General features: G+C 72.6%; 13 protein-coding genes and 1 pseudogene. 8 read left to right on the top strand and 6 right to left on the bottom strand.

The features are described from left to right. The 8 genes and pseudogenes from ACWCO3_RS23855 to ACWCO3_RS23820 form a co-directional block, all read left to right on the top strand. A pseudogene (locus ACWCO3_RS23855) lies at positions 1-490 on the top strand (ABC transporter ATP-binding protein); the annotation flags it as partial. Further along, entirely contained in the window at positions 487-1,503 is a 1,017-nt protein-coding gene (locus tag ACWCO3_RS23850; protein ID WP_357834550.1) for an ABC transporter permease subunit, read from the top strand. The pseudogene ACWCO3_RS23855 and the gene ACWCO3_RS23850, both read left to right, overlap by 4 nt. 105 nt (positions 1,504-1,608) lie before the next feature. Then, a complete protein-coding gene (locus ACWCO3_RS23845) occupies positions 1,609-2,010 on the top strand; it encodes a DUF3263 domain-containing protein (RefSeq protein ID WP_145778677.1) in 402 nt (133 codons plus the stop codon). A 181-nt stretch (positions 2,011-2,191) separates the two neighbouring features. Beyond that, the gene (locus tag ACWCO3_RS23840) at positions 2,192-2,830 is read left to right on the top strand and encodes a hypothetical protein (protein WP_358163419.1); all 639 of its coding nucleotides are present in this window, start codon (positions 2,192-2,194) and stop codon (positions 2,828-2,830) included. After that, entirely contained in the window at positions 2,827-3,222 is a 396-nt protein-coding gene (locus tag ACWCO3_RS23835; RefSeq protein WP_358052251.1) for a phage holin family protein, read from the top strand. The genes ACWCO3_RS23840 and ACWCO3_RS23835 overlap by 4 nt, the downstream gene beginning before the upstream one ends. A gap of 22 nt (positions 3,223-3,244) precedes the next feature. Then, positions 3,245-3,844 carry a DUF3618 domain-containing protein gene (locus ACWCO3_RS23830; protein ID WP_145778680.1) on the top strand — a complete coding sequence of 200 codons (600 nt, stop codon included), beginning with the start codon at positions 3,245-3,247 and terminating at the stop codon, positions 3,842-3,844. Further along, entirely contained in the window at positions 3,813-4,709 is an 897-nt protein-coding gene (locus ACWCO3_RS23825; protein WP_145778681.1) for a hypothetical protein, read from the top strand. Before ACWCO3_RS23830 ends, ACWCO3_RS23825 begins: the two co-directional genes overlap by 32 nt. Before the next feature lie 131 nt (positions 4,710-4,840). Then, positions 4,841-5,350: a GNAT family N-acetyltransferase gene (locus ACWCO3_RS23820; protein WP_145778682.1), complete on the top strand. Its 510-nt coding sequence runs from the start codon at positions 4,841-4,843 to the stop codon at positions 5,348-5,350. A 49-nt stretch (positions 5,351-5,399) separates the two neighbouring features. On the opposite strand, the gene ACWCO3_RS23815 is transcribed toward ACWCO3_RS23820, so the two are convergent. The 6 genes from ACWCO3_RS23815 to ACWCO3_RS23790 all read right to left on the bottom strand — a co-directional run bounded on the left by ACWCO3_RS23815 (position 5,400) and on the right by ACWCO3_RS23790 (position 10,912). After that, entirely contained in the window at positions 5,400-6,332 is a 933-nt protein-coding gene (locus ACWCO3_RS23815) for an NHL repeat-containing protein (protein WP_145778683.1), read from the bottom strand. Between the two features lie 93 nt (positions 6,333-6,425). Further along, positions 6,426-8,636 carry an AAA family ATPase gene (locus tag ACWCO3_RS23810; protein WP_145778684.1) on the bottom strand — a complete coding sequence of 737 codons (2,211 nt, stop codon included), beginning with the start codon at positions 8,634-8,636 and terminating at the stop codon, positions 6,426-6,428. A 36-nt stretch (positions 8,637-8,672) separates the two neighbouring features. Next, complete coding sequence (locus tag ACWCO3_RS23805) at positions 8,673-9,179, bottom strand: hypothetical protein (protein ID WP_450012105.1); 507 nt, start codon at positions 9,177-9,179, stop codon at positions 8,673-8,675. A gap of 38 nt (positions 9,180-9,217) precedes the next feature. Continuing rightward, positions 9,218-9,976 carry a GTP-binding protein gene (locus ACWCO3_RS23800; protein WP_208744917.1) on the bottom strand — a complete coding sequence of 253 codons (759 nt, stop codon included), beginning with the start codon at positions 9,974-9,976 and terminating at the stop codon, positions 9,218-9,220. Next, positions 9,954-10,439, bottom strand: a complete 486-nt coding sequence (locus ACWCO3_RS23795; protein WP_145778686.1) for a DUF742 domain-containing protein — start codon at positions 10,437-10,439, stop codon at positions 9,954-9,956. Before ACWCO3_RS23795 ends, ACWCO3_RS23800 begins: the two co-directional genes overlap by 23 nt. Continuing rightward, complete coding sequence (locus tag ACWCO3_RS23790) at positions 10,436-10,912, bottom strand: roadblock/LC7 domain-containing protein (RefSeq protein ID WP_197699335.1); 477 nt, start codon at positions 10,910-10,912, stop codon at positions 10,436-10,438. The genes ACWCO3_RS23795 and ACWCO3_RS23790 overlap by 4 nt, the downstream gene beginning before the upstream one ends. Positions 10,913-11,328: the final 416 nt, after the last annotated feature.

Below are 11,328 nucleotides of genomic sequence, written 5' to 3'. Positions count from 1 at the left end.
GATGCGCACGTTGATGCGCAACCTCGCCGAATCGGGGATGACAGTGGTGCTGTCCAGCCACATCCTCGGTGAGATCCAGCTGATCTGTGACTCGGTCACCATCATCTCGCTGGGTCGGCGGGTCGCGTTCGGCCCGGTCGACGAGGTGCTCGCACAGCACTCGTCAGGTGCGGTCCGGATCCGGTTGGAGGCGGTCAGCGACCTGCCGGTGGCCACCGAGGCGCTCACCAAGGCCGGGATCCGGGTCACCGGGCACCCCGACCACCTGATGCTGGCCGGCGTCGACAAGCCGGCCTCGGTGACGCGGCTGCTCGCCGAGCAGAACCTCTACGTCAGCGAGTTGGCGCCGATCGCCGTCGATCTGGAGAGCGTCTTCCTCGAACTGACCGCCACCGCGCCGGTACCCGGTCAGCACCGGCAGGTCGACGAGTCCATGAAGGTCGGCGGGACGGGTCAGCCCGGCGCCGCCGGGGGAGGGTGGGGCGCGTGAGCCTCTATCGTACGGAGCTGCGCCGGCTCGCCAAGCGGCGTTTCACCCGCTACATGACGCTGCTCGGTCTGGTGGTGCTGGCCGCGGTGGTGGTCGGTGTGTTCTTCACCAACCAGAAGATCGACGCCGGGCAGCTCGCCCGGGCCGAGCGTCAGGCCGACCAGCAGTACCAGGAGCAGGTGCGCTGGAGCGAGCAGGAGCGCGTTGCCTGCGAGCAGGCCAAGACGGCCGGCACGGCGACCGACGGCCGCTACCCCCCCGACTGCTCGGTGATCACGCCGCCGCCCCGGGAGGAGATCAAGGCGGAGTGGTTCCTGCCGTCGACGTTCAACTTCCGGGAGACGTTCGACGAGACGCTGATTCCGTTCGCGGCGATCCTCGCGCTCGTCGGGTTCGTGATCGGCGCGTCCTTCGTCGGCGCCGAGTGGAGCACCGGCGGCATGATGAACCTGCTGCTCTGGCGGCCGAAGCGGCTCACCGTACTCCTCACCAAGCTGGCCGCGCTGCTCACCGGCATCCTGGCCGTGACGCTGCCCGCCGCGGTGCTGTGGTTCGCCGGTTTCTGGGCGGTGGCCACCTTCCGGGGCAGCACCGAGAAGGTGACCTCCGGCGTCATGCAGTCGGCCATCCTGACCGGGGTACGCGGTGTGGCGCTGGTGCTGGTGCTGACCACCATCGGCTTCGCCCTCGCCTCGCTGGGTCGGCACACCGCGATGGCCCTCGGCGGTGTGGTGGCGGTGATGGTGGTCGGCCAGTTCGGCCTGGGCATCCTGCTGGCGATGGCGAACGTGAAGTTCGCCGAGGCCTGGCTGCTGCCCACGTACGCGCTGGCCTGGATGACGAAGACGGTGACGTTGCAGGACTGGAACTCCTGCAACGCGACCTTCTACGGGGAGTGCAAACCCGCCACGCTGGACATCACGTGGCAGCAGTCGTCCGTCCTGTTCTCGGTCGGCTTGGTGGTGATCCTCGGGGCTGCGCTCTGGGCGATGCGTCGCCGCGACATCTCCTGAGATACCGGCTACGGAGGCCCCCGGCACACGCCGGGGGCCTCCGTGCGTTCGGGCACCGCCGCGCCGGCTGCTGCGACAGGGGTGCTCGCTGGCTAGGCTGAGCGAATGTCCGCCGACGCCACCACCCCAGAGTCGTCCGCCGACGCTCGTCCGGGTGGCGTCGGGCCGACCGTTCCGACTCCCCGGCCGGCGCCGCCCATCGAGACCGCCGACGAGCCGGCGCAGCCGGCCGAGCCGACCGACGAACCAGCGCCCGTCCAGCCTGTCGACCCGGCGGCCCTGTTGACCGAGCGGGAGCGGGCCATCCTCGCCTTCGAGCAGCAGTGGTGGCGGCACGCCGGGGCCAAGGAGCAGGCCGTCCGGGACACGTTCGGAGTTTCCTCGACCCGCTACTACCAACTGCTCAACGGGCTGCTGGACAACCCTGCCGCGCTCGCCGCCGACCCGGTGCTGGTCGGTCGACTCCGTCGGCTGCGTTCGTCCCGGGCCCGCAACCGCCGCCGCTGACTGGCGCACTACCTCCCGCTGTGTCCCTGCCGGTCGGGTTAGGCGGTTCCTCCCGGTGACGCCCCCACTGCCGGCCTTCCCGTCCCGGCCAGTCGGCACCTCGCATGCCGGCTGGCCAGGCGGGTAGGCGGCAGACGTTCCGGGGTCGCCAGGCGACCGAGCACCCAGGGGGGAGCGGAGCATGACGGCAACGAATCAGAGCGGGCGTGCGCAGCAGGCCCGGCAGGAGGCTTCCCGAGTAGGCCACCAGGCTACCCAGGCGGGCGGTCAGGTCGCCCACAGCGCCGCCGAACAGGGCGGGCAGGTGGCCGCTGAGGCGCGACGACAGGCCCAGCAGTTGACCGGCCAGGCCGGTGGGCAGCTTCGAGATCAGGCGCAGACGCAACAGCGACGGGCCGCCGAAGGACTTCGCGACCTGGGCCAGAACCTCGGTTCGATGGCCGAGCGGGACGGCGACTCCGGGCTGGCCGGTCAGGTGGTACGCAAGGCGGCCGACGCCGCCCAGCAGGCCGCCGGGTGGCTCGACGAACGCGAACCCGGCGAGGTCCTCGACGAGGTACGCACGTACGCACGTCGCCACCCGGGGACGTTCCTGGCGGGCGCGGCTGTCGCCGGACTACTCGTCGGGCGGCTCACCCGTGGTCTGACCGCGCCCGCCTCCGGCGACGGTGGAAACGGGAGTTCGGGCGGCGCGCAGCCGGCACCGCAGGGCGCACCGGCGGATACCGGTCAGCAGCCGTACGTCGGGACGGCGCGGGCGCGGAACGTCTCGCCGGCCGGTCGTCCCGAGTCGGACCTGCCCGGCGGGGTCGCACCGTGAGCGCCCCGGAGAAGGAACGCACCCAGGCGTCGGTCGGTGAACTCCTCGGTGACGTGACGCGGGACATGTCCACTCTGGTGCGCAAGGAGGTCGAGCTGGCCAAGGCCGAGCTGCGCGAGGAGGTCAGCCAGGCGGGCAAGGCCGGCGGGATGTTCGGCGGTGCGGGGGTGGCCGGGTTCCTGGCCGTGCTGTTCGTCTCGTACGCCGTGTGGTGGGGGCTGTCCAACGTGATGGACCAGGGATGGGCGGCGCTGATCGTCGCGATCATCTGGGCCGCCGTCGCCGGTGGCCTCTTCCTCAACGCCCGGACCCAGCTGAAGCGGGCACGTGCCGTTCTGCCCCGGACGAAGCAGACCGCCCGGGAGTTGCCGGACGCTCTGCGGGGCCGCTGAACCAGTCGGGAGGGAACAGATCATGTCCAGTGATCCGGATCGGATCCGGCGGGAGATCGAGACCACCCGCAACGAGTTGAGCAGTGACGTCGACGCCCTGGCCGACAAGGTCAACCCGCGTCGGATCGCCGGTGACAGCGTCGGGCAGGCTCGTGGCGCGCTCACCCGAGCGAAGGAGAAGATGATGGGCAACTCCAACCATCTGGGTCAGGAAGCCAACCAACGGATGTCGCACGCGGCCGGAGCGGTACGCGACGAGACCCGGTCGCTCGGGCAGCAGTCCCGTGAGCAGGCACAGGGCAACCCGCTTGCCGCAGGTATGGTCGCCTTCGGCGTCGGTCTGCTGGCTGCCTCGCTGATTCCGCCGAGCGGGCGGGAGCGGCAACTCGCCGGACGGGCCCGCGGCCTGGTCAGTGAGCACTCCGACGAGCTTCGCCAGCAGGCGAGCCAGGTCGGGCGCCAGATGCAGGACAACATGCGCGAGCCGGCGCAGCAGGCGGCACAGTCGGTGCGCTCCAGCGCCCAGCAGGGCATGTCCGCGGTACGCGACCAGGGCCGTTCGGCCGCCGGCCAGGTGCAGGGAGAGGCGCATGCGGCCGCCGACGACCTCCGGCAGCGCTGACCCGATCGGCGTGCCGGGGCCGGCGTCGACGATGCGGGTGCGATCCGCGTCCGCGCCGGCCCCGGGCCGACCGGTCAACGAGGATCTGGTCTTCCGGATCGGCCCGCTGGTCGGTGTCCTCGACGGCGCGACAGTGCCGGAGGGCTTCGACACCGGCTGCGTGCACGGGCCGGAGTGGTACGTGCGGCACCTGGCCGCCCGGATCGCCGTGGCGGAGGCGGTCCGCCCGGCGGCCCGTCTGACCAGTAACCTGGCCGCCGCCATCCTCGCGGTACGCGCCGACCACGGCGAGCAGTGCGACCTCGACCATCCCGGCACCCCGTCCAGCACGGTCTGCCTCCTGCGCGACTGCGGTGACCAGGTCGACTACCTGGTGCTCTGCGACAGCCCACTGGTCCTGGACTGCGGCGGTCAGGTGAGCGTGGTGACCGACAACCGGCTGGACGCGGCGATGGCGGAGTTGCGGGAGACGGTCGCCGTGCTGCCGGGCGGGGCGGCGGACCCGGCCACCCGGTTCCGGCACGCGGTGAGCGTCCAGCGGGAGCGGATGAACCGCACCCACGGCTACTGGGTCGCGGCGGCCGACCCCGACGCGGCCTTCCACGCGGTGACCGGGACCCTGCCCCGGCACGGTCCGACGGCGCTCCGCCGGGCGGCTCTGCTCAGCGACGGCGCGTCCAGCGCCGTGGAGCAGTTCGGGTTGACCGACTGGCCCGGTCTGCTGGACCTGCTGAGCGTGGACGGGCCGGGCGGGTTGATCGACCGGGTCCGGGCCGCCGAGCGCGACCACAGTGATCGGTTGCGCCGGCACAAGGCGACCGACGACGCCTCGGTGGTGTTCTGCGAGTTCGAGCCGACCGCCTGACCACCAACGGGTGACGACAGAGCGTGATGAGCAACACCCAGGCCGCCCGACCGGCCGGGACCGGTAGCCGGACCGCCAGTGCATCGCCATTGGGGTGGACTTCGGCCGATGGGGGCGGCAGACTGCGGCACGTGGCGGGTGCGGTCCGGCTGGAGCCGGTGGACGAGGGGAACCTGGAGCCGTTGCTCTCCGTAGCGGCTGCCGAGGCGGAGCCCGGCGATGTCATGCCGCCGGTCGAAGCCCCCGCCGGTTGGTCGCTCGCCCGCCGCGAGGCGTTTCGGGAGTTCCATCGGGCGAGCTTCGGAGGTCTGGACGGCCCGACCCGCTCGCAGATGTACGCGATCCTCGCCGGCGGCGAGGTGGTGGGCATGGTGCGGATGACGCACTGTGACGAGCCCGACACGGTCGAGACGGGGATGTGGCTCGGTCGCTCGGCGCGCGGACAGGGGATCGGCGCGGCCGCCCTGCGGGAGCTGTTGAACGCCGCCGCCCGAGCGGGCATGCGGATCGTGGTAGCGGAGACGACTCCGGACAACGTAGGCGCTGTCGCCGTCCTCGAAAAATGTGGCGCGAAACTGCATGAGCAGGGCGGGAAGGTGCGCGCCGAGATCTGCCTGGATTCGACGCCACCCGCGCTCTGACGCCGTCCGGTCGGCGGCGACCGGGCAGGCCACCGCCGACCGTCAGGGGTCAGGCAGGTACGCGGACGATGTCGTAGTCGGTGCTCGGCGTCGACTCCACGTCGAAGCGGCCGTTCACCACGTACAACGCCGAGCCGAGCAGGTCGCCGGTGGCCGGTGACCGCAGCTGCGGCCCGGTGATCTCCCGCTGCACCACCCCGGCGGTGTACGCGCCGTTCAGCCGGACCACGGCGATGACGTTGGACAGGTTGCGGATCACGTGCAGGGTGCGCCCCCGCAGCACCAGCCCGTCGGCCCGGTCCACCGAGTAGCCGCCGAGGTCGAAGAGACCGCTGCCGCCGGTACGGGGGTCGACGCGTACCAGTTGCCCGGTCAGCATCTGTGCGACCAGCAGATCTCCGTTCGGCAGCGCCACGATCCCGTTGTTGAACGCGTCCGGCGTCGCCCCGGGACCGGTGAGTGGCAGCACCTGGAAGGCGGTGGGAGCCGGCAGCCGACCGCCCGGGCCCAGCGGCACCACGTACAGCACCGGGCGTACGGAGTCGGTGAAGTAGACCGCCCGTTCGGTGATCACCAGGTCGTTGACCAGGGTGCTCGACCCGTCGTTGAACTGGTAGTGGGCCAGCCGGGTACCAGTGCGCGGGTCGTACACGCTGGCCCCGCCGGTGTAGAAGTCGGCGGTCCAGAGCCGGCCCCGCCGGTCGAGTTCGAGGCCCGCCTTGGGTTTACCCGGTGTGCCGGGGATCAGCACCGAGCCGCGCCCAGTGCGGAGGTCACCCCGCCACACCGCGCCGTCGAGAACGGATCCCACGTAGACGGTCGTGCCGTGGCCGATGGTCAACCCCTCGGGGGTGAACCCGTCGGGCAGGGCGATCCGGGCCGGGAACGGCTTCGACGGGTGGGCGGCCGCCGGTGCGCCGACCGTGGACACTGTCGCCGCCGCCAGCAGCGGGACGACGAGAAGGGAGAAGAGCCTGTGCAAGGAGCACCGCCTGACGTCGGAGTGGACGACTCCACTCAGGAGCATGACGTTCTACGGACGTCTGGGGCGCGACGAAAGGTTGTGCTGGTCTGCTCACTCCCGATCAGCGGCGTACGCGGCCAGCCAGGCCACCTGGGCCGGGTCCAGCGACGGGCGTACCCGTGCTCGCGCGGTCGCCACGTGCGCGGCGGTGACCGTTGCGGCGGCGAGCGACTCACGCATGGCGGCCAGCGCCGCCTCCCGCACCAGCGCGGCGCAGTCGGCGGCGGAGAAGCCGGTCAACTCGTCGCCGAGGGTCGACAGGTCCACGTCCGGGGCCAGCGGCACCTGGCGGGACGCGGCCCGCAGGATCTCCGCGCGGGCCGGCCCGTCCGGCGGCGGCACGTAGACCAGCCGCTCCAACCGGCCCGGTCGCAGCAGCGCCGGGTCGACCAGGTCTGGCCGGTTCGTCGCGCCGACCACCACCACGTTGCGTAGCGTCTCCACCCCGTCCAGTTCGGTGAGCAGCGCGGCGACCACCCGGTCTGTGGTGCCCCCGTCGGTGGCCTGACCGCGTACCGGGGCAAGCGCGTCCACCTCGTCCAGGAAGATCAGGGTGGGGGCCGCCTCCCGGGCCCGGCGGAACAGTTCCCGGACCGCGCGCTCGCTCTCGCCGACCCACTTGGAGAGCAGTTCCGCGCCCTTCACCGACAGCACGTTGGCCCGCCCCGACCCGGCCAGGGCCGTGACCAGGTACGTCTTGCCGCAGCCAGGTGGCCCGTAGAGCAGCACGCCACGCGGCGGTTGGACCCCGAGCCGGGCGAAGGTGTCCGGGTAGGTCAACGGCCACAACACCGACTCGGTGAGTGTCTGCTTGACCTCGTCCAGGCCACCCACGTCGTCGAGGGTCACCGACGCCAGGTCCAGGGTGGACGCCGCCATCGTGGTCGGCCGGACCACCTCCAGGGCGGCGGTGAAGTCGGCCATCGACACCGTCGGCGTCTCGGCGGACTTCTGCCGCAGTGCCGCGCGTACGCCGGCCTCCCGGACCAGCGCGGCCAGGTCCGCTGCGACGAACCCGGGGGTCCGCCCGGCCACCTCGTCCAGCCGGACGTCGTCGGCCAGTGGCACCTGCCGGGTCAGCACGGTGAGCTGTTCGCGGCGTAGCGCCTGGTCGGGGAGCGGGACGTTGATCCGCAGCGACAACAGGTCCGGCGCGCGCAGCGCGCTGTCGACCGCCTCCGGTCGGCTGGTGGCGCAGACCACTGCGACGCCGGCTCGGACGCTTTCCGCGAGCACCTGGCGGAACACCGTCGCCACCGGGCCGGGCTCGTCCGCCGGTGCGAGCGCCTCGACGTCGCTGACCAGCAGCACAGCAGGACCGCCCGCGCGGGCCGCTGTCGCCGCGGCGCGCAGTCGGTCGGCGGCGGCCTGGTTGGCCAGCGCGGCCACCTCCGGTGCCCAGATCGCGTGGACGCGGGCACCGACCCGGGCGGCGACAGCCCGGACCAGCGCCGACTTCCCGGAGCCCGCCGGGCCGACGAGCAGCACCCCCAGGGAGATGGTGGTGCCCAGCCGGCCCAGTACCTCCCGGTGGTGGAAACCGAGGTCGAGCAGTTCGGTCAGCTCCTCGGCCTGGGCCCGCAGCCCGGGTAGCTCGTCCACGTCCGGGGCGTCGTCGGCCGGGGCCGTGTCGGTCGTGCCGCGCGGCTCGGGCGGCGCGGTGTCGACCGGGCCGGGCCCGTGCGTGGCCGCGCCATGCTCCCAGGCGACCGCCGTGTTCATGGTGACCAGAGCGCCGGCGGCCGGCTCGACCGCGACCACTGTGAGCAGGGTGCTGGTCCAGGCGAAACCGACGGTGTTGGCGAGGCTGCGACGAGCCGCCTCGACCAGGCCGCGCACCGACGCGTCCGGCAGCACGTCCTGCGGCAACAGCGACACGTCGTCACCGGCGGTGAGCACCTTGCCCAGCAGGGCGAGCCGGAGCATCTCCGGGCTCACCGCCGCCACCACCCCCACCGGACCGGCCAGGACGACCCGACCCGCCGGGGTCAGCGGCACCGGGCTGACCCGCACCTGACCGCCGTCGCGCAGGCCCAGGTTGCCCAGGACCAGGTCGTCGGCGTACAGGAGGGCGCTGCTCGCGCCCGGAGCAGCCGCCGCCACGATCCCGGCCGTCTCCCGGCGGCCGGCGAGACGGACCGGGTCGCCGGGACGTAGGCCCAGCGCGGTCATCGCCTCCGGGTGCAGCCGTACGATGCCCCGTCGGGCGTCCAGCGCGGCCGGCCGTAGGCTCGCCGTCAAGGTCAGGTCGGGTTGCGCCACCGCCCGACCGTAGCTGTCGTCAGCCACCTCCGCCGGTCAGCGCCGCGGATCCAACTCGTCCAACAACGACGGGTCCCGCCGGATCAACTCGGCCAACCGGGCCGCCGGGTCCGGGGTCAAGCCGACCGGTCCGGGAGCCCAGGCGGGCACCGTCCGGCCGGACAGCGGCCACGTCGGTGGAGGTTCCATCGGGGCCGCCGCGGGCACCGGACCGACAGTGAGGTCCGACCCGTCCCAGGACACCCGCAACGGGTACGTCCGCCCGTCGTGCTCCACGTGCACGGTGACCGCCAGCCCCGGGTGGGCACCGACGACCTGGCGTACCGCCTCGGCCACCTCCTCGACCGGACCCCACCCGGCCGTGTCGCCCGAGGGGTCGGCCCCCGCGTGGCGGGGGTCGTGCCGGCCCGGCCGGGCGTTGCCGCGCCCGAGAACCGGCTGACCCGACGGCGGTGTGGTGTCGTCCTGGTCGTTGACCCGTCGGCGTTGCGCCTCCTCGCGCCGGGCCAGTCGCGCCAGCGTCTCGTCGAGGTCACCCCTCACCACATCACTCCTTCCCGCCACGGCCGGAGCCGGTCGGCTCAGGCCCTCCGGTCCCGCGTTGCCCGGTCCAGCGCACGGTCCAGGACGACCAGCAGAGCGTCCCGCACCGACAGCCGGTCCCGGGCGTCGAACTGCACCAGCGGCACATGGTCGCCGATGGCCAGCGCCCAACGGATCTCGCCGAGCTCCAAGGCCAGGCGCCCGTCGAAGGCGTTGACCCCGACCACGAACGGCAGCCCGGCCCGCTCGAAGAAGTCGATCGCCGGGAAGCAGTCGTCCAGCCGGGAGCTGTCCACCACCACCAGCGCGCCCAGCGCCCCCCGCGCGAGGTCGTCCCACATGAAGCCGAACCGGGACTGCCCCGGCGTGCCGAACAGGTAGAGCTTGAGACTGCGGTCGATGGTCACACAACCGAAATCCATCGCCACGGTGGTGGTCGTCTTGGTCGACCGGGCACCCGGGTCGTCCACGCCGATCCCGGCGGTGGTCATCTCAGCCTCGGTGGTGAGGGGTGCGATCTCGGAGATCGCGCCGACCGTGGTGGTCTTGCCCACCCCGAAGCCCCCGGCGACCAGGATCTTGACCGGGATCGGCGGCGCGGCCGGCTTACCGACCGGCGGCGTCGGCAGCGCACCCGACGAGGGCTGGTACGGCGGCGGTGGGGCGCTCGGAGGCGGACCGGCGCGCCCGACTATCGGCCCGGTTCCCGGTGACATGCCGTACCGGGCGGCGGCGCTGTTCGCGGAGGCCCCGCCCAGCGGGGCGACCGGCCATTCAGGAGATCGCACGGAGTCCATCAATCACTCGCAGGATGAGATTGGGATCGAGGGCGTCGTCGGTGTCGGAGACGTGCACGTCCAGGTGCCCGGACGCCCGTAGGTCACCGACCAGGACCCGCGTCACACCGAAGTGCAACCGGGTCCGGGCCGAGATCTCGGCCACCGAGATCGGCTCGGCGCAGAGCGCGATGATCGCCTGGATCTCCGGTGCCATCACCGCGTCCGGCGGGCCGGACCACCAGCCGCTGTCCATCCGGACGGTCACCTGGGTCTCCAGCCCGATCGCCGGGTCGGCACCGGCCACCCGCCCGGAGGTGAGCACGAACGGACGCGGACCTGCCGGCCCGCCACCGCCCAGCTCCGGCTCGGGCAGCGCCGGTGCCGCCGCGCCGTCCCCCGCAGGAGGCGGCGTGCGCAGGTACGGGCGGATCCGGACCCTGGGGTCCGGGTCCGCGTCCTCGCCGGCGACCTCCGGGGTCACTGCTGGACGGCGTTCTTCAACTCGACGATCAGACGCGGGGTCAGGGCACCGCCGGCCCGCCCGGCGAAGAGCGTCATCTCGTATGCGACGGTGCCCAGGTTCGCCGACCGGTCGGCGACCACCCCGAGCACGGAACCGCTGCTGATCGCGCTGATCAGCAGGTAACCGTCGGCCATGTCGACGATCACCCGGTTCAGACCGCCGAGCGCGTACCAGCTGGCTGCCCCACCGGCCAGGCTGGTCATCCCGGACACGACAGCCGCCAACCGTTCCGCGTTGGACCGGTCCTTGATCGCCGACATGGCCATCAGCAGGCCGTCCGAGGAGACCGCGATCGCCTCCAGGACCCCGGCTGTGCTGGAAGTGAAGGAATCAAGCAGCCAGTTGAACGTGCGGGCCTCCGGGCTGAGGTCCCCACTGGCGGCGGGCTGGCTCTGGTGCTCGACATTGTCGTGCAGGAAGGGGCTGGTCACCGTGATGATCCTTCTTCGTTCCGGTGGTCTGGGCTGACTTCGCGCAGAGCGCGGGCAACGCCCGCCTCGAACTCGCTGATGAGGTTCCGGACCTCGGCCGGGTCACCGAGGTGCGTACTGGCCGGTTGGCACGCCGGGACGACGGTGAGGTTCGCCCCCGGCACCCGTCGGCTCAGCCGGGGTCGACCCGGAGCGCCGTCCGACGGGCCAGCGTTGTCTGCCACCGTCGGGCCGGCGCCTCCCGGTGTGCTCGGCAGGTCGACTGTCGCGCCCGGGTCGGCCACGCTGGACCTGACGCCTGTCGCCTCGGCTCGGCGTACACCGGCTTGGAACGCCTCGACCAACGCGCGGGCCGCGGCGGGGCGTAAGTGGGGGTCGGTCGGGTGAGGTCACGGCGTGGCGGTGATCGCTAACTG

This window comes from Micromonospora sp. NPDC002411 (assembly GCF_053592955.1).
Note: the sequence above shows the minus strand (reverse complement) of the source record. Positions and strands in the feature narration are given on the sequence as shown.